The 20,357-nt window shown below is 71.1% G+C and carries 23 protein-coding genes and 1 pseudogene; 22 read left to right on the plus strand and 2 right to left on the minus strand.

Features of this window, described 5'->3' with window-relative positions; all coding sequences use genetic code 11:
* Positions 1–206 precede the first annotated feature (206 nt).
* Positions 207–770 carry a helix-turn-helix domain-containing protein gene (locus GTH33_RS05975; RefSeq protein ID WP_163957612.1) on the minus strand — a complete coding sequence of 188 codons (564 nt, stop codon included), beginning with the start codon at positions 768–770 and terminating at the stop codon, positions 207–209.
* A gap of 89 nt (positions 771–859) precedes the next feature.
* Between GTH33_RS05975 and GTH33_RS05980 the strand changes: the two genes are divergently transcribed.
* The 4 genes from GTH33_RS05980 to GTH33_RS05995 all read left to right on the plus strand — a co-directional run bounded on the left by GTH33_RS05980 (position 860) and on the right by GTH33_RS05995 (position 3,006).
* Positions 860–1,297, plus strand: coding sequence for a DUF6456 domain-containing protein (locus GTH33_RS05980; protein ID WP_163957615.1), 438 nt, complete (start codon positions 860–862; stop codon positions 1,295–1,297).
* Between the two features lie 121 nt (positions 1,298–1,418).
* On the plus strand, positions 1,419–2,363 hold the full coding sequence (dapF, locus tag GTH33_RS05985) for a diaminopimelate epimerase (RefSeq protein ID WP_212592681.1): 945 nt from the start codon (positions 1,419–1,421) through the stop codon (positions 2,361–2,363).
* A 99-nt stretch (positions 2,364–2,462) separates the two neighbouring features.
* A complete protein-coding gene (locus GTH33_RS05990; RefSeq protein WP_163957618.1) occupies positions 2,463–2,651 on the plus strand; it encodes a hypothetical protein in 189 nt (62 codons plus the stop codon).
* Positions 2,652–2,715: 64 nt separating this feature from the next.
* Positions 2,716–3,006: a hypothetical protein gene (locus GTH33_RS05995; protein ID WP_163957620.1), complete on the plus strand. Its 291-nt coding sequence runs from the start codon at positions 2,716–2,718 to the stop codon at positions 3,004–3,006.
* A 16-nt stretch (positions 3,007–3,022) separates the two neighbouring features.
* On the opposite strand, the gene GTH33_RS06000 is transcribed toward GTH33_RS05995, so the two are convergent.
* Positions 3,023–3,727 (minus strand): PAS domain-containing protein, encoded by a 705-nt coding sequence (locus GTH33_RS06000; RefSeq protein ID WP_163957622.1) that lies wholly within the window; start codon positions 3,725–3,727, stop codon positions 3,023–3,025.
* A 285-nt stretch (positions 3,728–4,012) separates the two neighbouring features.
* Between GTH33_RS06000 and GTH33_RS06005 the strand changes: the two genes are divergently transcribed.
* From GTH33_RS06005 to GTH33_RS06090, 18 genes and pseudogenes are all read left to right on the plus strand, one after another.
* Positions 4,013–4,549 (plus strand): hypothetical protein, encoded by a 537-nt coding sequence (locus GTH33_RS06005; RefSeq protein WP_163957624.1) that lies wholly within the window; start codon positions 4,013–4,015, stop codon positions 4,547–4,549.
* Positions 4,546–5,877 (plus strand): DNA-packaging protein, encoded by a 1,332-nt coding sequence (locus GTH33_RS06010; protein ID WP_163957626.1) that lies wholly within the window; start codon positions 4,546–4,548, stop codon positions 5,875–5,877. The genes GTH33_RS06005 and GTH33_RS06010 overlap by 4 nt, the downstream gene beginning before the upstream one ends.
* Before the next feature lie 443 nt (positions 5,878–6,320).
* Positions 6,321–7,424 (plus strand): phage portal protein, encoded by a 1,104-nt coding sequence (locus GTH33_RS06015; RefSeq protein WP_163957628.1) that lies wholly within the window; start codon positions 6,321–6,323, stop codon positions 7,422–7,424.
* The gene (locus GTH33_RS06020) at positions 7,421–7,741 is read left to right on the plus strand and encodes a DUF6127 family protein (RefSeq protein WP_163957630.1); all 321 of its coding nucleotides are present in this window, start codon (positions 7,421–7,423) and stop codon (positions 7,739–7,741) included. The genes GTH33_RS06015 and GTH33_RS06020 overlap by 4 nt, the downstream gene beginning before the upstream one ends.
* On the plus strand, positions 7,729–8,112 hold the full coding sequence (locus tag GTH33_RS06025; RefSeq protein WP_338054404.1) for an HK97 family phage prohead protease: 384 nt from the start codon (positions 7,729–7,731) through the stop codon (positions 8,110–8,112). The genes GTH33_RS06020 and GTH33_RS06025 overlap by 13 nt, the downstream gene beginning before the upstream one ends.
* Before the next feature lie 39 nt (positions 8,113–8,151).
* Positions 8,152–9,153: a phage major capsid protein gene (locus tag GTH33_RS06030; RefSeq protein ID WP_163957632.1), complete on the plus strand. Its 1,002-nt coding sequence runs from the start codon at positions 8,152–8,154 to the stop codon at positions 9,151–9,153.
* 60 nt (positions 9,154–9,213) lie between these two features.
* Positions 9,214–9,744, plus strand: a complete 531-nt coding sequence (locus GTH33_RS06035; RefSeq protein ID WP_163957634.1) for a head-tail connector protein — start codon at positions 9,214–9,216, stop codon at positions 9,742–9,744.
* Positions 9,741–10,169, plus strand: coding sequence for a tail completion protein gp17 (gene gp17, locus GTH33_RS06040; protein WP_249055009.1), 429 nt, complete (start codon positions 9,741–9,743; stop codon positions 10,167–10,169). The genes GTH33_RS06035 and gp17 overlap by 4 nt, the downstream gene beginning before the upstream one ends.
* Before the next feature lie 13 nt (positions 10,170–10,182).
* On the plus strand, positions 10,183–10,590 hold the full coding sequence (locus GTH33_RS06045; RefSeq protein WP_163957637.1) for a phage major tail protein, TP901-1 family: 408 nt from the start codon (positions 10,183–10,185) through the stop codon (positions 10,588–10,590).
* Complete coding sequence (locus GTH33_RS06050; RefSeq protein WP_163957639.1) at positions 10,587–10,901, plus strand: gene transfer agent family protein; 315 nt, start codon at positions 10,587–10,589, stop codon at positions 10,899–10,901. The genes GTH33_RS06045 and GTH33_RS06050 overlap by 4 nt, the downstream gene beginning before the upstream one ends.
* Entirely contained in the window at positions 10,898–11,101 is a 204-nt protein-coding gene (locus GTH33_RS06055) for a phage tail assembly chaperone (RefSeq protein ID WP_163957641.1), read from the plus strand. Before GTH33_RS06050 ends, GTH33_RS06055 begins: the two co-directional genes overlap by 4 nt.
* Entirely contained in the window at positions 11,094–11,636 is a 543-nt protein-coding gene (locus GTH33_RS06060) for a tail tape measure protein (RefSeq protein WP_163957643.1), read from the plus strand. The genes GTH33_RS06055 and GTH33_RS06060 overlap by 8 nt, the downstream gene beginning before the upstream one ends.
* Positions 11,637–11,987: 351 nt before the next feature.
* Positions 11,988–14,263 (plus strand): annotated as a pseudogene (locus tag GTH33_RS06065) (DUF2460 domain-containing protein).
* Entirely contained in the window at positions 14,260–15,057 is a 798-nt protein-coding gene (locus GTH33_RS06070; RefSeq protein ID WP_163957646.1) for a DUF2163 domain-containing protein, read from the plus strand. Before GTH33_RS06065 ends, GTH33_RS06070 begins: the two are co-directional and overlap by 4 nt.
* A complete protein-coding gene (locus GTH33_RS06075; protein ID WP_249055011.1) occupies positions 15,050–15,442 on the plus strand; it encodes a peptidoglycan endopeptidase in 393 nt (130 codons plus the stop codon). Before GTH33_RS06070 ends, GTH33_RS06075 begins: the two co-directional genes overlap by 8 nt.
* Positions 15,442–17,607 carry a GTA baseplate fiber-binding domain-containing protein gene (locus GTH33_RS06080; RefSeq protein WP_163957648.1) on the plus strand — a complete coding sequence of 722 codons (2,166 nt, stop codon included), beginning with the start codon at positions 15,442–15,444 and terminating at the stop codon, positions 17,605–17,607. The genes GTH33_RS06075 and GTH33_RS06080 overlap by 1 nt, the downstream gene beginning before the upstream one ends.
* A 2-nt stretch (positions 17,608–17,609) precedes the next feature.
* A complete protein-coding gene (locus GTH33_RS06085; protein WP_163957649.1) occupies positions 17,610–18,113 on the plus strand; it encodes a DUF2793 domain-containing protein in 504 nt (167 codons plus the stop codon).
* A gap of 114 nt (positions 18,114–18,227) precedes the next feature.
* Positions 18,228–19,349, plus strand: coding sequence for an OmpA family protein (locus GTH33_RS06090; RefSeq protein ID WP_163957650.1), 1,122 nt, complete (start codon positions 18,228–18,230; stop codon positions 19,347–19,349).
* Positions 19,350–20,357 lie beyond the last annotated feature (1,008 nt).

Raw genomic sequence — 20,357 nt, forward strand, 5'->3', positions numbered from 1 at the left:
CGGTGCAGCTAAAGCCGGGGGTGTTCGGGGGGATCGTCTCGGCGAGAAGGGTGATTCACGCGAAGGCGCGAAGGCGCGAAGGCGCGAAGGCGCGAAGGCGCGAAGAGGTTGCGCCGGGCGACGGCGTTTCTCCCGTCGTTCGAAGGTATGTGCCGGCGGTTGCCTGCGGCGCTTGCCTCTTTGCGTCTTCGCGTCTTCGCGTGACCCTACAACGTGCGGATCAGGCGGGTGGCCTGGGCTAACCAGGCGGGTGAGGCGATCGATGTGGGGCGAGCCCCCGGGGTTAGCGGCAGGAGGAGGAGGGCGTCGCCGTCGATGCCGATCAGGCGAGCGAACAGGAAGCGACCGGCGGGGACGGGGACGAGGACGTCGCGATTGAGCGCCTGGGTAAAGGCATCGGGGGCGCGCAGGTCGCACCAGATGTGGTCGCCGGCGCGATAGTCGGCGGTGCTACCGGTCACCGCGATGGCGACGCCGCCGGCCGAGGGCTGTGGCGCGGTGAGGGTGAGCGGCTGGCGGGGGGCGTGCGCGCCCTCCGCATCCAGCGTCGCGGCGACGGGCAGCGCAGCACGGTCGGGCAGGGTGACGAGATCGGCGGGCGCGACGTCGAGCGCGGCGGCGATGCGGTTGAGCCAGGCGACCGAGACGGTGCGGGTGCCGGTCTCCAGCCGGCCGATCGTCTGGGCAGTTGTTGGAGGCACGCAGCGGCGCGCGACTTCGTCCAGCGTCAGGTTCTTGGCCCTACGTACCTGTCTTATGGCGGTAATCATCGGCGATCCTTAACCGCTGCGGTTATTTCTCTGTCCTACAAAGCTGACGGCATGGCAAGTCCGGACCGACTCGAGGAAGGGAATGGGCGATGCGGGAACTGGTGGAACGGACGGTGGGCGTGGGACGGAGCGTGCGCGTCAACGTGGCCGAATCGCCGCTCGGCTGGCTGCGTGCGCGCGGACTGGTCGATGCGCGGCAGTTGGAGGCGGGCGAGCGGCTGCGCGGCGATTACGAGACGGCGGCGCTGGGCGCGCGGGTGACGATGCGCTGGGCGGCGCGGGTGGATGGTGGCGGCGCGGGCGGCGGCGGGCTGGACCCGGTGATGGCGCAGGTGGCGGCAAAGGCGCGGTTCGATGCCGCCATGGCGGCGGCGGGCGCGGGGTTGCAGGATATCGCGTGGCGGGTGATCTGCGCAGGGGACGCGCTGCCGGTGGCCGAAAAGGGGCTGGGTTGGCCGGCGCGGGCGGGGCGGCTGGTGCTGACGCTAGCGCTCGACCGGCTGGCGGACCATTACCGGCTGCCGTGAGCGGATGGTAAGTGGTTGCCGTGGCCGGATCATTATCGTTTGCCGTGGCCGGCGGGGCGGGTGTAACGGCGCGGCAGACGAGAACATAAGCGGCCCGCGGGGACCGCAGGGGATGCAGCACGTGCGGTTCGACTTCGTGAAATGCCATGGTTCGGGCAACGATTTTCCGTTGATCGACGCGCGGGCGCTGACGCTGTCCGGCGCGGAATGGGCGGCGGTGGCGCGGGCGCTCGCCGACCGGCGCGGCCCGGTGGGTGGCGACGGGCTGCTGCTGCTCGGCCCGGGCGATGGTGAGCACGCCTTTGCGATGACGATGTTCAATTCCGACGGCAGCGAGGCGGAGACGTGCCTGAACGGGCTGCGCTGCGTCGCGCGGCTGGGATTCGAGGCGCTGGGGATCGATGCCGCGCGGGTGCGGCTGAAGACGTCGAGCGCGCTGGCGGCGCGCGATGCCGATCTGGCGCCGGGGGTGTATACGGTGCGCGAGACGGCGGGACCGGCGGGGCTGGACGTGCGCGACTGGCCGCTGGCGGCGGGCGTCGAGCGGATCGTCGAGGCGCGGGTGGCGCCGCTGGGCAGCGCGCGGGCGTTCACCGCGGTGGCGATGCCCAATCCGCATCTGGTGACGTTCGTCGATGCGGTGGACGAGGCGGAACTGGTCGCGATCGGCACGGCGTGCGAGGCGGCGCCGGACTGGCTGCCCAACCGCGCCAACGTGTCGTTCGTCGAGGTGCGCGGCAAGGATCTGTTCGTGCGCACGTTCGAGCGCGGCGTCGGCCTGACCGACAGCTGTGGCAGCGCGATGGCGGCATCGGCGTTCGCGGCGTGCCTGACCGGGCGGCTGGACTATGGCGCGCCGATCACGGTGTTCAACAAGGGCGGGCTGGTCCGCGCCGAGGTGAGCGAGGACGCGATGGTCAGCCTGTCGGGCAATGCGACATGGGAATGGTGCGGGTCGGTTGCGGTCGACATCGCTGCCGGGCGTGCCGGCGACCTGGTGGTCGCGGCGCATGCCGACGACGAAATCGCGGCCTGGGCACATATCGCCGACACCGCCGGACGATAGCGGCACAGGCGGCGGGCCCGGGCGTTATGCCTGATATATCCAGATGATGGCGGCGGCGGGCAACGACCCGGCCCGCCCGGCAAGACAGAAGTGCAGACGATGCGGGACGACACGATCTATTTCTACGAGCGGGCGGAGACGGAACTGGAACTGGCGCAACGGGCAACCCATCCGCTGGCGGTGCGCGCGCATTACATCATCGCCAATCACTATCTAGATCGCTGCTATGGCGGCGACCCGGCAGAGGCTGCCAACGACGACCAGGGCGACGAATCGTCGGTCGAATAGGTTCGATCCGCTGACGTGAACCCTTGCCGCCGTCCGATCGTTGGTGGGTCGGAACGAGGGCGCGATGACGGATGGATTCGGCAAAGCGGATGGCGACGAGCGGGATATGGCGTTCCGGCAGGACGGCAAATTGTACCCGTTGGGCCAGGCGTTGCGCGCGACCTACGACGCCGACAATCACGCGACGCTGGGCAAGCACGTCACCGGCCTGATGCTCGACCTGGCGCAGGTACCGTTCGAGCCGCACGAATTCCAGCCGATCGTCACCACCCTGACGCCGCCGCCGCGCCCGAGCTGGCTGGCCCGCGTCCGGTCGGCGTTGCCACGGGCGCTGAAGCGATCGCGACGCCCCTGATCGCGCCGGCCGACGCCTAGGCCGGGACCAGCGGCCCCTGCACGACGGCGACGAGCGCGGTAAAGATCGCCTCGAGCATCGCCAGCGCCCGGACGCTGAGGCGGACCGGGGTGTCGGGACCGATCGGACCGCCGATTTCCGGCTCGATGAAGCCCGCATCGATCAGCGCGGCGAGCCAGCGCCGGGTGAGCGGCCAGGCCACGTTGATCCGCCCGGCGATCTCGCCCGCCGCCACGGCCCGCGCCTCTGCTTCCGCGACATAGCCGATCAGCAGGATCTCGGTGGCGGGATTGCCGATCAGCGCGTCGCCGAACGCCCGCTTGCCGCCGTCGAGTGCCTGGAGCAGCAGCCGTGCGACCTGCCATTGCGCCTCGACGGTCGAGGGGCGCTCCCCCTGCGGCGGCAAGGGTCGACAGGTGACGACGAGGCGGCGGCCGGCATCACCGCCGAGCCGCGATACGTAAAGGTTGACCCAGATCGCCCGGCCATCGGCATGGAGGTGACGGAGGGTGGCGGACAGCGTCGTGCCCTCGTCCCAGACGCGGCGCAGGAACCGTTCGCCGGCCAAGCGATCGTCGGGATGCAGGACGTCGAGCGCGGAGCGATCGGGCGTCGCCGCGCGGGGCAGGCCGAGCAGCGTCCTGTAGGCGTCGTCGAGATCCGCGATCTGAAGGTCGAGGCCGATCATGCCATGGGCGATCGGTCCCGCTGCAGGATACATGGTGAAAGGCTGCCTGTACGAAACGGTGAAAGGGTGGTGGAGGATTTGGGACGAGAAGGGACAATTGTACGGACCATCGCCGGAGCGGATCAAGCCCCGCCGGCGATCACCATCGACCGACCGAGCAGGATAACCGATCTGGTACAAACAGATTGACTTCGTCACGCTCATTGGGTACATAACAGGAACGCTGAAGAATTGCGAGTCGGGCCGGAGCGGCTTGGGTACCCCCCATGTCGCTGCCGGCCCGATGCGCGTTCAGGTGGTGGGATGCAGGGGGCGGCGATGGACGGCGACGGGAAGGATGCGGGAACCGCGATGACGGTGGCGGTGGCGGTCGGGGTTGGTGATGGCGCGGTGACGCGGCGCCGGTCGGGGGTGAAGGTGCGGTGGACGGCGGCCATGCGCGCCACGTTCTTCGCGCATCTGGCGTGCAATTGTAACGTCACCGCGGCGGCCGCGGCGATCGGTGTCCAGCCGTCGCAGGTGCATTACCAACGGCGGATCAGCAAACCGTTTGCGGCCGAATGGCAGCGGATGATCGATGCGGGCTATCTGCTGCTGGAAATGCGGATGATCGGCCATGCGATGGCGGGTGGCGGCGGGACCGTCGCCGGCGACAGCGCCGGTGTCGAACCGCTGGCGTATGACGAGGCGTTCAAGCTGCTCAACCTGTACCGGGCGCGGCGAGAGGGGCGGGTGCGGTCGCGCGGCCCGGCGCAGGTGGTCGCGACGCGGGAACAGGCGGATGCCGCGATCCTTGCCAAGCTCGACGCGCTGGCGGCGCGCAAGGCCCGCGCCGCCGGGGAGACGCCGGCATGAGCGGCCGATCGGCCGAGGTGATGGCGCGGCTGGCGGCCCTGCCGGCGGACGAACGCGCCACGCTGGTGCGTTCGCTGACCGCCGACGTGCGGCTGGAACTGGCGGAACGATGGGAGCGGGGCGGCTGGGCGCAACCCGGACAGGAGGCACCGGAGGGCGACGACTGGCGGATCTGGCTGATCCGCGCCGGGCGCGGATTCGGCAAGACCCGCGCCGGAGCGGAGTGGGTGACGCGGATCGCCGCCGACCCCGACGCGATGATCGCGCTGGTCGGATCGACCGCGGCGGACGTGCGGCGGGTGATGATCGAGGGGCCGAGCGGGCTGCGCGCGGTGGCGAAGGCGGGCAAGACGCCGCGCTATACGATGAGCCACGGCGAGGTGCGCTGGCCCAACGGTGCGCGCGCGTTCGTCTATTCGGCGGACGTGCCGGACCAGCTGCGCGGGCCGGAACATCATGCGGCATGGTGCGACGAGCTGGCGAAATGGCGGCGCGGCGATGCGGCCTGGGACAATCTGATGATGGGAATGCGGCGCGGCCCGCATCCGCGCGTGCTGGTGACGACGACGCCGCGGCCGACCAACCTGATGAAGCGCGTGCTGCGCGCGCGCGGGCTGGTCGAGACGCGGGGGCGGACGCGCGACAATCCGTTCCTGCCGGACGTGTTCGTCGAGCATGTCGAGGACAGTTATGGCGGCACGGCGCTGGGGCGGCAGGAACTGGACGGCGAGATGATCGACGATCTGGCAGGGGCGCTGTGGTCGCGCGCGCGGCTGGAGGCGTGCCGGTGCGATGCGCCGGGCGACCTGGTACGGGTGGTGGTCGGTGTCGACCCGCCGGCGGGAGCGATCGAGGGCGACGGCGTCGGCGACGCCTGCGGCATCGTCGCGGTCGGCGTGGATGGCGACGGCATCGCCCATGTCCTGGCCGATGCCAGCATCGCCGCGCATTCGCCCGAGGCGTGGGCGCGGGCGGTGGCGGATTGCGCGGCGCAACACCGGGCGGACCGGGTGGTGGCGGAGGCCAACCAGGGCGGTGCGATGGTCCGATCGGTGCTGCTGGCGGCGGACGTCGCGTTGCCGGTGAAGCTGGTGCGGGCGAGCCGTGGCAAGGTGGCGCGGGCGGAGCCGGTCGCGACCCTGTACGAGCGGGGGCGGGTCCGACACTGCGGACGCTTCGCGGCGCTGGAGGACGAGATGTGCGGGCTGGTCGCCGGCGGCGGCTATCAGGGGCCGGGGCGGTCGCCGGATCGCGCCGATGCGCTGGTGTGGGCGTTGACCGAACTGATGCTGGGGCGGCGTGGCGCGGCCGGGGTGCGGGAGTTGTAGCGGGGCGTGGCCGGGGAGGGAACGGTGCCGGGGCGCTGAGGCTGCGCGACGGTGCGGCTGCGGAGTGAGATCGGGTTCACGCGGAGGCGCGGAGGCGTGGAGAAGAAGGGGGTTTTCGCGCGAAGACGCGGAGGCGCGGAGGGGGTGCGCTTCTTTCGCCTCCCTCGTCATCCCGACGAACGTCGGGACCTATGGTTGCGTTGTGGGTGGTTGGTGCGGGTCATCATTGGCGTCGTGGGGGCATGGGTCCCGACTTTCGTCGGGATGACGGGTGGGGTGCGTTGTTTGCCCCTCTTGTTTTTTCCCTTTCTCCGCGTCTCTGCGTGGCACCCCTTCCTGATCCGTGACTCACACATCGGGCGGCCTTTGCGGCCGCGCTTTCATCACTGCCGATGGCAGCGGTTCCCCTTCCCGTGGCGGGAGGGTTTTAGGGGGAGATCATCATGCGGTTGTTTGGGTGGAAGGCCGCTCGCGAGGGCGGGCGGCCGGCGTTGTCGCGTGCCGGGTCGGGCGTGGCGCTGGGGGAATGGCCGCGGTCGTATGAGGCGCAGGTGCGGGACGGGTTCGCGGGCAATGCGATCGCACAGCGGGCGGTGAAGCTGGTCGCGGAAAGCGTCTGCGCGGCACCATTGAAGGCCAGTGCCGCCGAGGTGTTGGCATTGGTGCAGGCGCGATCCGGCGGGCAGGCGCTGCTGGAGACGGTCGCGGCGCAGCTGCTGTTGCACGGCAACGCCTATGTCCAGGTGCTGCGCGATGCGGAGGGCGCCGCGGCGGCGCTGTATGCGCTGCGGCCGGAACGGGTGAGCGTCGAGGTGGATGCGGGCGGGTGGCCGACCGCCTATCGCTATGCGGTGGGCGAGCGGCGGACGCGGCTGGATGCCGAGGGGCCGCGACCGGATGTGGTGCATATCCGCAGCTTCAATCCGGTCGACGACCATTACGGCATGGGCTGCCTGGGGGCGGCATCGGGCGCGGTGGCGGTGCACAATGCGGCGGGGCGGTGGAACAAGGCGCTGCTGGACAATGCGGCGCGGCCATCGGGGGCGCTGGTGTACGATCCGGGCGATGGCGCGGCGCTGAGCGCGGAGCAGTTCGAGCGGCTGAAGGCGGAGATGGAGGCGGGGTTCGCGGGCGCGGGCAATGCCGGGCGGCCGATGCTGCTGGAGGGCGGGCTCAAGTGGCAGGCGCTGTCGCTGTCGCCAGCCGACATGGACTTCGTCGGGCTGAAGGAGGGCGCGGCGCGCGAGATCGCGCTGGCGTTCGGGGTGCCGCCGATGCTGCTCGGCCTGCCCGGCGATGCGACCTATGCCAATTATCGCGAGGCGAACCGGGCATTGTGGCGGCTGACGGTGTTGCCGCTGGCAGACGCGATCCTGGCGACGCTGGCGCAGGGGCTGGCGGGATGGTTCGACGGGGCGACGCTGGCGGTCGACCTGGATGCGGTGCCGGCGCTGTCCGAGGATCGCGAGCGATTGTGGGCGAGCGTCGCGGCGGCGGATTTCCTGTCGGATGAGGACAAGCGGCGGATGGTGGGGATCGGGGCATGAGCGGCGGTCAGGCGGATACGGGCGTGCTGGCGCAGCTGATGGCGCAGGCGGCGCGCGAGGGCGCCGACCTGGCGACGATGCGCGCGGTGGCGGAGGAGGCGGGCGAGCTGTCGGCGATGCGGGCGCTGACCCGGCTGGGGCTGGCGGACGAGGCGGCGCGGGTCGACCTGGCCGACCTGCGCGAGCTGCTGGCGGCGTGGCGCGATGCCAAGCGGTCGGTGTGGAAGGCGGCGGCGGGCTGGTGCGTGCGGCTGGTCGGCGCGCTGGTGCTGACCGGGCTGGCGGTGAAGCTGGGCTTCGGCGGGTGGCTGAAGTGACCGCGGCGGTCCGGTTCGGGGGCTATGCCGCGGTGTTCGGGCTGGTCGATCGCGCCGGCGACGTCATGCGGCCCGGCGCCTTTGCCGATGCCGGCCCGGTGCCGCTGCTGTGGCAGCATCATGGGACGCCGGTCGGCCGGATCGTCGCGCTCGGCGAGGATGCGCGGGGGCTGCGCGTCGAGGGCGAGATCGACGATGCGGATGTCGCGCGGCTGGTCGGCGCGCGGACGCTGGACGGGCTGTCGGTCGGCTATCGCCCGCTGGTGGTGCGGCAGGGCGCGCGGCGCGAGTTGCTGCGCGTGATGCTGGCCGAGGTGAGCGTGGTGGCGGTGCCGATGCAGGCGCTCGCGCGGATCGACCGGATCGACTGACTTTTTCGAAGAATTTTGAGTTTCAACAAGGAGAATGACGTGGACGTGATCGAACGGCCGGCGCTGGATGGCGCGCGCGTGGTGCAGGCGGACGGGGCCTTTGCCGGATTCGTCCGGGCGGGGACGACGCTGGAGATGAAGGCGTTCACCGGGGTGAGCGGGGATGCGGGCGGCTTTGCGGTGCCGCGCGAGATCGATGCGCAGATCGCGGCGGTGCTGAAGGGGGCATCGCCGATCCGCGCCATCGCCAATGTCGTGAAGGTGGGATCGGCGGGATACCGCAAGCTCATCACCACCGGCGGGACTCCGTCGGGCTGGGCGGCGGAGACGGCGCCGCGGCCGGAGACGGCGAGCCCGGTCTTCGCCGAGCTGGTGCCGCCGATGGGCGAATTGTACGCCAACCCTTCGGCCAGCCAGGCGATGCTGGACGATGCGGCGTTCGACGTCGAGGCATGGCTGGCGGGCGAGATCGCGGCGGAGTTCGCGCGGGCGGAGGGTGCGGCCTTCATCGGCGGCAACGGCGTCAACCGGCCCAGGGGGTTCCTGACCGGCGCGATGTCGAGCGCGAAGGACGGGGTACGGCCGCTCGGCACGCTGCAATATCTGCCGAGCGGGGCGGCGAGCGATTTCGGCACCGCGCCGGACGAACGGCTGATCGACCTGGTGCAGGCGGTGCGCGCGCCGTACCGGCAGGGCGCGAGCTGGGTGATGAACGCAGCGACGCTGGCGCGCATCCGCAAGTTCAAGAGCAACGACGGCATGCCGTTGTGGCAGCCGAGCCTGGCGAGCGGGCAGCCCGCCATGCTGCTCGGCTATCCGGTGGTCGAGGCGGAGGACATGCCCGACATCGCCGCCAATGCCTTCGCCATCGCCTTCGGCAATTTCCGCGCCGGCTATCTGATCGCCGAACGGGCCGAGACGGCGATCCTGCGCGATCCCTATTCGAACAAGCCGTTCGTCGGCTTCTACGCCACCAAGCGGATCGGCGGCTGCGTCGCCGACAGCGAGGCGATCAAGCTGATGAAGTTCGCCACCGCCTGACCGGCGCTTGCGCCCCCGCCGACGTGGCGGGGGCGGCTTTTTTCACGAGGGGACAGAGCGATGGAGGGGGCGGCGATGCCGGCCGGGGTGGTCGCGGCTGCGGCGGCCGCGGCGGGGGCGTATCTGCGGATCGCGGAGGCACCCGATGCGGTGCTGACGCAGGGCGCGGGAACGGCGCTGGCGCTGGCCGAGGCATTCTGCGGGCAGCGGCTGATCGGGCGGGCGTGCGAGGATGTGATCGGCGTGGGGCGCGACTGGCAGCGGCTGGCGCAGCGGCCGGTCAGCGCGATCCGGGGGCTGACCGGGCTGCAGGCGCCGGGGGCGCCGTTCGTGCTGCCGGTGGATGCCTATGCGGTCGACATCGATGCGGACGGCAACGGCTGGGTCCGGGTGACCACACCCGGCGCGGCGATGCGGGTGGCGGTGAGCTATACCGCGGGGCTGGCGGCGGCGTGGGACGCGCTGCCCGAGCCGGTGGCGCAGGGCGTGACGCTGCTGGCGGCGCATCTGTTCGAACACCGCGAGGGCAGCGCTGCCCCGCCGGCGGCGGTGGCGGCGCTGTGGCGGCCGTTCCGGCGGATGCGGCTGTGAGCGCGGCGAGGGTGCTGCACGCGGCGGTCGTGGTGCAGCTGGCGGGGGCGATGCGGGCGCCCGATGCGCTCCCGGCGCTAGCCCCCGATGCGCCCCCGGCGCGCGTGTTCGATGCGCCTCCGGCGCGGGCGGCGCTGCCGTATGTGGTGGTCGAGGACCCGGTGCTGATGGCGAGCGATGCGGTGGGCATCACCGGGCGGAGCGGCACGGTGGCGATCGCATGCGTCGACGGCGGCGTGTCGCCGGTGCGGGCGCGGGCGCTGCTGGCGGCGGTCGAGGCGGCGATGGCCGGCCTGCCGCCGCAATTGCGCGAGGGGTGGCGGGTGACGTCGGTGCGGCTGGCGCGGAGCCAGGTGACGCAGGGCAAGGGCGAACGCTGGACCGCATCGAGCGTGTTCGCGGTGCGGATGTTCCGCAGCAATTAAAGGAGAGACGGGCATGGCGGTGGAACGGGGCAGTGCGTTCCTGCTGAAGGTCGGCGACGGCGGGCAGGTACCCACATTCGCGACGGTGGCGGGGCTGCGCACGACGCAATTGAGCGTCAACGGCGAAGCGGTGGTGGTGACCAGCAAGGATTCGGGCGGCTGGCGGCAATTGCTGTCGGGCGCGGGCGTGCGCAGCGTCAGCGTGTCGGGCGCAGGCGTCTTCACCGGATCGGTGGCGGAGGTGCGGATCAAGGCGAGCGCGCTGTCGGGCGTGCTCGACGATTACCGGCTGAGCTTCGAGAGCGGCGACAGCATGACCGGGCGGTTCCTGGTGACGCGACTGGATTATGCCGGCGATTTCAACGGCGAGCGATCCTACACCTTGAGCCTGGAGAGTTCCGGGCCGGTGGTGGTGGCATGAGCGGGCCTGCCAATCCGGCGCGGGGCGAATGCGGCCTACGCGTCGATGGTTGCGACCTGGTGCTGCGACCGTCGTTCGAGGCGCTGGTCGCCGCGGAGGGCGAACTGGGGCCGCTGTTCGCGCTGGTCGAGCGGGCGGTCGAGGGGCGGCTGGCGCTGGCCGAGCTGGTGACGCTGTTCTGGCATTGCCTGCGCGATCTGCCCGACGGGATGACGCGCGAACGGCTGGGCGAGGCGGTGGTGCAGCTGGGGCTGGCGAAGGCGACGCCGGTGCTGCGCGCATTGCTCGGCCAGATCCTGGCGGGGCGATGACCTGCTTTGCGGACGGGGCGGTGCGGCTGGCGGGATTTGCCGGGGCGGTGCTGGGGTGGAGCCCGGCGGCGTTCTGGCGGGCGACGCCGGCCGAACTGGCGGCGGTGGTGATGGCGGCGAGCGGCGGCGGCGCGGCGGCGATGACGCCGCCGGACGCGGCCACGCTGGCCCGGATGCGGGAGGCGTTTCCGGATGGATGAGGTGGAGCGGATGACGATCGGCGTGCGCGCCGACACGGCGGGGTTCGCGCGTGAGGTGGAGGCGATGCGGGGCACGCTGGAGGGATCGCTGGGCGCCGGAGCGGAGCGGGCGGGACGGGCGATCGAGGGCGCGCTGCTGCGGGCGGTGCGGTCGGGCAAGTTCGGGTTCGAGGAGCTGAAGGGCGTCGCGCTGGCGGTGCTGGCCGATATCGCGCGGGCGGCGGTGCATGCCGGCGTCGAGCGGGTGACTGGCGGCGCGTCGTTGAGCGGCGGGCTGGCGGGGCTGGCCGGCCTGCCGGGGCGGGCGACGGGCGGTCCGGTGGCGCCGGGCCGCGGCTATGTCGTCGGCGAGCGCGGGCCGGAGCTGTTCGTGCCGACATCGAGCGGGCGAGTGGAGACCGGCGCACCGGCCGGCGGTGGGCGCGACGTGCGGGTGACGATCACCGTCAACGCGCACGCGGGCGAGGCGCCGGCGGCGTTGCAGCGATCGGGGCGGCAGGTGGCGCGGGCGGTGCGGGCGGCGCTGGACGCGTAGCGCGGTTTGGGGCGGGGTGGTTGCGACGAGAAGAGGGTTGGCGCGGAGGAGAAGCGCGTCGGTGGGCCGAGAAGGTGGGTTGGTGCGAAGGGGCGCCGTTCCCGTCCCTTTCGTCATGCCGACCGACGTCGGAACCCGTGGTTTCGGCGTGATGTGTGGTGTGGGCGATCAGTGGCGTTGCGTGGCCGTGGGTCCCGACGTTCGTCGGGATGACCATTGGTGTGGGTGGGGTGGTGCGGCCTCGCAGCCTTGCCGCCGCGCGGAAAACCTTCGCCTCCGCGCCTTCGCATCGACACGCCGTGCTGCTGCCGTGCCCGGTCGGGCGTGCGACCAATATCGAGGAGAGATAGCGTGGCGCATTGGCTGTGTTCGCGGCGGGAGGGGCAGGTCGGGGGGTGGTGAGCCGCTTCGACCCGCGGTTCTGGACGGTCAATTTCCCGCGGCCGATGATGGCGGCGGTGACCAATCCGGCGGCGGATGCGCTGCGGGTGGATGCGGTATTCTACACGCGCGGCGATCTGGCGGGGCTGATCTGGGAGGCGGAGGACCGGTTCGATCATCCGTTGTTGAAATACGAGACGGCGCGGGATTTCCGGGCATGCCGGCTGCGGTTCCGCTGGCGATCGGCGGGGATCAAGCCGCTGGATGCGGTGAACGGCCCGACGCTGACGATCGAGGGACGCGACGCCACGGGGGTGGCGCGTGCCTGGTACGTGCGGTTGTGGAATTATGCGGTCGGAACGCCGGAAGACGCATCGATCGCGATCGATTTCGCCGACCTGGCGGGCGGATTCCTGTTGCCGGGCGAGGCGGACCCGGTGTGGGCGGGCGATGTCGACCGGATGTTCGTATCGCTGGTCGCGCCCGACTATGACGGCGGTGCCGAGCCGCCGGCGCCGGTGCAGGGGGGCGCACGGGAGGGATGGGTCGAATGGACCGGCATCGCCTGCGACGGGCCGGGATCGGTGCTCGACATCGGCGATGCGGTGGTGCCGGAACACGGCTTCGCCATCGCGAGCGGCTATGACGACAGCTACAATCTGACGCCGGCGCGGCTGCTGCGCAACGCGCTGCACCTGGGGTATCGCGGCGCGATCACGCACTACGTCGGCATGAGCCACTATTTCCGGCTCGATGCGCTGTACGGCGGCTTCTACGTCGGGCTGAACGGCGGCGTGCTGAATGCGGCGTGCGCGGCGTGGCACCGCGACTTCGCGGAGCGGGCGGCGCGGCTGGGCTATGACGTCATCTGGTCGCTGAGCTACGAATTGTTCGACGCGCATTGCTGGAACAACTGGAAGCAGCGGGCGGCGGACGGCGCGCCGGCGCAGACCGGATGGGTGCCGCCGTCGACGTTGCTGTCGCCGTGCCATGATGGTGCGATGGGCTATCTGCGCCAGGTCGCGACGGCGTTCGTCGGGATCGGCGTCGCGGCGGGGCTGGCGGCGAAGTTCCAGATCGGCGAGCCGTGGTGGTGGACGATGCCGGACGGGCGGCCGTGCCTGTACGATGTGGCGGCGATGGCGGCGTTCGCGCCGGTGCCGATTGCCAGCGTGCGGGCGGCGATGACCGCGGCGCAGACGGCGACGATGGATCGTGCCGGTGCGGCGCTGGCGGCATCGACCGCGGCGCTGACCGCGGCGATGAAGGCGCGGTTTCCGGCGTGCGAGACGCTGCTGCTCACCTATCTGCCGACGGTGCTCGACCGGGCGGCGCCGGAGTTGAAGCGCGCCAACATGCCGATCGGCTGGGCGTCGCCCGCCTTCGACGTGTTGCAGCTGGAGGATTACGACTGGGTGACTGACGGCGATGCCGCCGCCACCGCGCGCGGGGTCGCGGCGGCGACGCAGCGGCTCGGCTATCCGCGCCATCGCCAGCATTACCTGTCCGGTTTCGTGCTGCGACCCGACCAGGCAGCGCAATGGCGGTTCATCGAGGCGGCCGGACTGGCGGCGCGGGCGCGCGGCGTTGCCGCTGTGTTCCTGTGGGCGCTGCCGCAGGTGATGCGGGACGGCTTCGTGCATTTCGAGGGGGATGAGGACGTGCAGGATTATGACGACGTGTTGTTCCCGATCGCGCTGGGACGCGAGGCGGAGGTGGCGCCGGCATTTTCGACGACGGTGCTGACCGCCGCCGGTGGCGCCGAACAGCGCCATGCCGGGTGGGTGGAGGCGCGCACCAGCTACGACGTCGGGCCGGGGCTGCGGTCGGAGGCCGATATCGCGATGCTGCTGGCGTTCTTTCGCGCGCGGATGGGGCCGGCGCGCGCGTTCCGGTTGCGCGACCCGTTCGATGCGACCGGTACCGACGAGGCGATCGGCAGCGGCGACGGCATGCGGCGGCGGTTCGACCTGGTGAAACACTATGGTGCAGCCACGCGGCGTATCGTGCGGCCGGTGACGGGCAGCGTGCGCGTGGCGATCGACGGCGTCGCGACGCAGGGCTTTGCGGTGGAGGATGGCGGGGTCGTGGTGCTGGACACCGCGCCACGCACCGGGGCGGCGGTGACCGCGAGCTTCACGTTCGACGTGACGGTGCGCTTTGCCGAGGACCGGTTGCGGGTGGCGAGGGCGACGTTCCTGGCGGGAGAGGCGGTGTCCGTGCCGCTGATCGAGGTGCGGGCATGAGCACGCTTGGCTGCATCGCCGTGTGCTGGCGGGTCGAGCGCGGCGACGGCGTCGCGATCGGGCTGACGACGCATGACCGCGATATCCTTGTCGACGGGCTGGTGCACCGCGCCGCGCCGGGAATGACGCCGTCGGCGATCGAGCGGTCGGCGGGGCTGGAGGCGGATACGATGGATGTCGGCGGTGCATTGAGCAGCGCGGGAATCGCAGAAGCGGATCTGCTGGCAGGGCGCTGGGATGGGGCGCGGGTGCGGCTGTTCGCGGTGGATTGGGAAACCGGGGCGACGATCGCCGCACTGGGTGAGGGGCGGATCGGTGCGGTCGAACTGGGCGAGGACGGCTTCACCGCCGAGCTGGCGGGGGCCAGCGCGGCGCTGGCGCGGCCGGTGGTGGAGGAGACCTCCGCGGAATGCCGCGCGGAACTGGGCGACCGGCGGTGCCGGGTGGCGATGGGCGGGCGACGACGATTCGCGCGGGTGCTGAGCGTGGTAGAGCGGGTGGTGACGCTCGACACCGCCGAGCCGGCGGCGGGTGGCTATGCGGGTGGGCGGTTGCGCTGGTTCGGCGGGTCGAACGGCGGGCTGGAGCAGGCGGTGGACGCTTCGGCGGGGAGGCAGGTGACACTGCGCGGGCCACCGCCCTTCGCGGTGGCACCGGGGACGTTGGTCGAGGTGATCGAGGGATGCGACAAGAGCCTGGCGACCTGTGCGGGGCGGTTCGGCAATGCCGCGAACTTCCGCGGCGAACCGCACCTGCCGGGCATCGACCTGCTGACCCGCTATCCCGGTGGGTGAGGCGGTCGCGGCGGGCGCGCTGGCGCTGGTCGGCGCGCCGTTCCGGCTGCACGGGCGCGACCCCGCGCATGGCCTCGATTGCATCGGCGTGATCGCGGCGGCGCTGCGGGCGGCGGGTTGGGCCGGCGTGGTGCCGAGCGGCTATGCCTTGCGCGGGGGCGAGGCGGCGGCGGTGGCGGCGCGGTTCGATGCGGCGCTGGCGCGCGGCGATGATGCGGTGGGCGACGTGCTGCTGTTCCGGGTGGGACCGGGGCAATTGCATGGCGCGGTGCGGGTGGGCGGCGGCATCGTCCACGCCGATGCGGGACTGCGGCGGGTGGTGATGCGGCCGGGCGTACCGGATTGGGCGCCGGTCGGCGCGTGGCGTTACGAGGGGAGGGGCTGATGGCGACGCTGGTGCTGACGACGGTGGGGCGGGCGATCGGCGGGCCGATCGGCGGCGCGCTCGGCGCGCTGGCCGGGCAGGCGATCGACGGGCGCCTGTTTCGCGGCGCGGCACGCGAGGGGCCGCGGCTGACCGAACTCGCCGTGCAGACGTCGAGCTACGGCACGCAGATCCCCAGGCTGTTCGGGACGATGCGGGTGGCGGGGACGGTGATCTGGTCGACCGACCTCATCGAAACGCGCAGCACCAGCCGCAGCGGCAAGGGGCAGCCGGGGACGAACACCTACAGCTATGCGGCGAGCTTCGCCGTGGCGCTGTCGGCGCGGCCGATCGTCGGGGTGCGGCGGATCTGGGCGGAGGGCAAGCTGTTGCGCGGGGCGGCGGGCGACTGGAAGGGGCGGACCGGATTCCGGCTGCACACCGGGAGCGAGGATCAGGTGGCCGATCCGTTGATCGCGTCGGCGATGGGGGTGACGCCGGCGTATCGCGGGCTGGCCTATGCGGTGTTCGAGGGGATGCAACTGGCCGATTACGGCCACCGTATTCCGTCGCTCACCTTCGAGGTGGTGGCGGATGCCGGCGTGGTGACGAGCGGCGATGTGGCGGCGGCGCTGGCGCCGGAGGTGATGTCGGGCGCGGGTGGGCGCGCGGTCGGGAACGGGGGCATGACGCTGGGCGGCTTTGCCGCCGCAGGGGCGAGCATGCGCGGCGTGCTGGATACGCTGGCGGTGCTGGAGGGCAGCTGGTGGCAGCCCGATGGCGGGCGGCTGATGCGGCGAAGCGATGCGGGTGCGGCGGTGGTGGTGACGGATGCCGGCTTCGGCGCGCCACGGCGGCGGCGGACGGTGGCGGCGCTGGAGACGGCGCCGCGCGAGGTGGCGGTCGCGCATCACGATCCGGCGCGCGATTACCAGATCGGGGTGCAGCGGGTGCGACGACCGGGGGCGGGCACGCGGATCGACCGGGTCGAGCTGCCCGCGGTGCTGGATGCGGGCGCGGCGAAGGGGGTGGCGGCGGCGCTGGTCGCGCGCGGCGAGGCGGAGCGGACGCGGCGGCGCGTGACGCTCGGCATCGAGGGGATCGGCGTCGCGCCGGGCGCGATCGTCGCGGTCGCGGGCGAGGCGGGACGCTGGCGGGTGGCGAGCAGCAGCGTGGTGGGGCTGGCGACGACGCTGGACCTCGTGCCGCTCGCCGCGATGCCGGTGGCGGCGCGGGCGAGCAGCGGGGCGGTCCTGGCTGCGCCGGACCTGGTGGCCGGGCGGACGCTGCTGATGGCGGCGGAACTGCCGGCGCTCGGCGATGCGCCGCTCGCCACGCCGCGGGTGTGCGTGTGGGCGGCGGGCAGCGGGGCGGGGTGGCGACAGGCGGCGTTGCTCTACAGCCTGGACGAGGGGGCGAGCTGGACCGCGGCGGGCGGCACCGCGGCGCCGGCGGTGATCGGCCGGATCGAGGTGGCGCCGGTCGCCACCGCAGCCTGGCTGGCGGATCGTCGCAGCCGGGCGGTGGTGGCGCTGGCCCGGCCGGACATGGTGCTGGGCGATGCCGATGCGGCGATGCTGGCACAGGGGGCGAACCTGGCGCTGCTGGGCGACGAACTGGTCCAGTTCGCGCGGGCGGAACCATTGGGTGGCGGGCGCTGGGCGCTGTCCGACCTGCTGCGCGGATTGCGCGGGACGGAGACGGCGATCGGGACGCAGCGGGCGGGGAATCGCTTTGCGCTGATTGAGCCCGACGGCGTGGCTTCGATCGCCTTGCCGGTGTCGGCGATCGGTCGGCGGCTGCGCGTGCTGGCGAGCGGGACGGGGGATGCCGAGCCGGTCGAGGCGACGATCGTGGTGAGCGGCGCATCGGTGGCGCCGCCCGCCCCGGTGCATGTCTCGGCCAACGACCTGCCGGACGGCGGGCTGGTGATCGCATGGACGCGGCGGAGCCGGGCGGGATGGTCGTGGATCGACGGCGCGGACGTGCCGCTGGCCGAGGAGGCGGAACGTTATCGCGTCACGGTCACCGCCGGCGGGGAGGAGCGCATCGTCGACGTCGACGGGCCGCGGCTGGTCCTGTCCGCGGCGGCGCGACCCCGCGGGGCTGCCGTGATCGCGATCGTACAGCACGGCACGCTGGCAAGTTCCCCGCCGGTAAGACTTTTTCTCGATGCAGGAGCATGACCATGACCGATCTGGCGACCGCGCGACTCGCGATGCCGCTGCTCGCGGCCGGGCAGGCGGGCAAGGAACTGATGCACAACGAAGCGCTGGCGCGGCTGGATATGCTCGTGCAGCCCGCCGTGGTGGCGATCGGCGTCAACAATCCGCCGGCCGAGCCGATCGCCGGCCAATGCTGGGTCGTGGGACCGGCGCCGGCCGGGGCGTGGGCGGGGCATGCGGCGGCGCTGGCTGGCTGGACCGATGGCGGCTGGCGGTTCGTCGGTCCGCGCGAGGGCTTTTCGGCCTGGTGTATTTCCACGGCAAAACCAATAGCTTACCACAATGGACTGTGGCACGAAGGTGACGTGTCGGCGGATCGGCTGATGATCGGCGGGCTTCGCGTGGTGGGTGCGCGGACGGCCGCGATCGCCGATCCCGCCGGCGGCACGGGCGTGGACGAACCGGCGCGGCAGGCGATCATCGCGATCCTGGGCGCGTTGCGGCAGCACGGGCTGATCGCGAGCTAGGCCGAAGTGTGGCATACTTGCCACAGGTCCGGGCTATTGCACGCTTGCGTGGAAACCAACCCCGAGATAGTGAGTTTGCGCTGTCCGTAGTGACACTCAAGAAAGGGGACTTCTATGCGGAAGCTTGCCGTCGTTCTGGCACTGGCCTCCACCGCACTCGCCACTCCTGCCCTCGCCCGCGACAAGTCGTGGTACGTCGGCATCGAAGGCGGTGCGATGATCGTCGAAGACATCGATTACGACATCGGTGCAACCAACAATGCAGCCTCGGTCGATCACGACTATGGCTATGACGTCGATGGCGTCATCGGCTACGATTTCGGCGGTTTCCGCGTCGAAACCGAAGTCGGTTACAAGAGCGCGACCGTCGATGGCTACAGCTCGACGCTGACCACGCCGCGGTACAACACCGCCGGTGCGATCGTCGCTACCCCGGCCGGCACCTATGACTATGCCGGTGGCAAGACCTCGGCGCTCAGCTTCATGCTGAACGGCCTGCTCGATTTCGGTGACGATGACGGCATCCAGGGCTTCGTCGGCGGCGGTGTCGGTGTCGCTCGCGTTAAGGCCAACTATGGCCTGACCACGCGCGGTAACTTCGTGGACGATTCGGACACCGTGTTCGCATGGCAGGGCCTGGCGGGCGTGCGCGCTCCGCTGACCGACCACATCGACGCGACGCTGAAGTATCGTTTCTTCAACGCCGACAACGTCAAGCTGGTGGACGTCACCAACCGTACCTTCGAGGGCCGGTTCCGTTCGCACAGCATCCTGGGCGGCGTGACGTACAACTTCGGTTCGCCGACGCCTCCGCCGCCGCCGCCGCCGGCCGATCTGCCGCCGCCCCCGCCGCCCGCTCCGGCGCCGGTTGCAGAGGCTCCGGTCTGCTCGCCTGGTCCGTTCATCGTGTTCTTCGAATGGGACAAGTCGGACATCACGCCTGAGGCCGCGTCGATCCTCGACAACGCCGTCAGCCAGTACCAGAGCTGCGGTAACGCGCAGGTCATGCTTGCCGGCCACGCCGACAAGTCGGGTTCGGCATCGTACAACGTCGGCCTGTCGCAGCGTCGCGCGGACTCGGTGAAGGCGTATCTCACGTCGCACGCCATCCCCGACGGTGTGATCTCGACCGAAGCGTTCGGTGAAAGCCGTCCGCGCGTCGACACCGCCGATGGCGTCCGCGAGGTTCAGAACCGCCGCGTGGAAGTCACCTACGGTCCGGGCGCAGGTCAGTAAGACCAGCATCCACCGTTGGAATGCAAATCGGGAGGTCGGCGCAAGCCGGCCTCCCTTTTTGTTGTCCGGCGTGGATCGGAAGCTGGGCGGTGAGCGAGGCGATGAATAGCTGGCAGGGACGCATGCGTCCTCGCGGAAAAGCGGAACGCCCCGGTTGAGCGGCTCCGGTCGTGCTTCCGTGTGACGCGCGTCGCCGCAACTGACGCCGGTTGTCGCGCCGATCCCACCGCTTTTGCGGCATTCCGAGGAATGTCGGCACCGATGGACCTGTGGACGACGATGCCTCCCGCAGCAGGCTGACGAATCCATAGATCCCGACGTCGATCAGGACGACGTATTCTGCGGGCCGACTCGTGTTGCGGGGCGCCGTAGTGTGCGGAGGCAGTGCCGCGGAGGTGTCGCGGGATGGCGGCGTGCCGCTCGTTCCAAGCCCGTCCATCGCGCCTTTGCACGTCCGATCTATCCGGTGCGTCGTGGCCGACTCCACGTACGAATTCTGCATGATCGACCGACAACAAACGGCAGCAGCATCGCTAGATCAGGAAGGTGCACGCTGTCGGAAATACCCGCAAAACCCGTGGTTTGGCATCCCAACGCATGCCGGCAACGATGGACTGAGGGCAACGGTGTCAGATTCCGGCGTCCCTTGGGATGACGTGTCTTGCAGGCTAACGGGTGTTGCAGGACACCGTGATGTGACGGAGGTGATGTCATAAGGCGGCGCACGAAGGCGGCGTTCACTAGGTACAGCTCATTTCTCTGAGCTTTGGCGCGTCGTCTCAAATCAATTCTTTGCGGCGTCGGCTGAACCCGCGTGCTGATCCCGCATGGTTGGTCACCAACAAACGACAGCGGCGTCGCCGGCTGAGAAGGTGCACTTCGGTCGGAGATACCCGCCAAACCGGTGTTTGGGCATCTCGACGAATGGCGGCACCGGGCGATGGTGCCTTCCAGCAGCAGGGCCAGCCGAAACCATGGTTCCCGACGTCCGTCGGGATGACGTGTCTT

Source organism: Sphingomonas insulae (assembly GCF_010450875.1).
Classification (GTDB): domain Bacteria; phylum Pseudomonadota; class Alphaproteobacteria; order Sphingomonadales; family Sphingomonadaceae; genus Sphingomonas; species Sphingomonas insulae.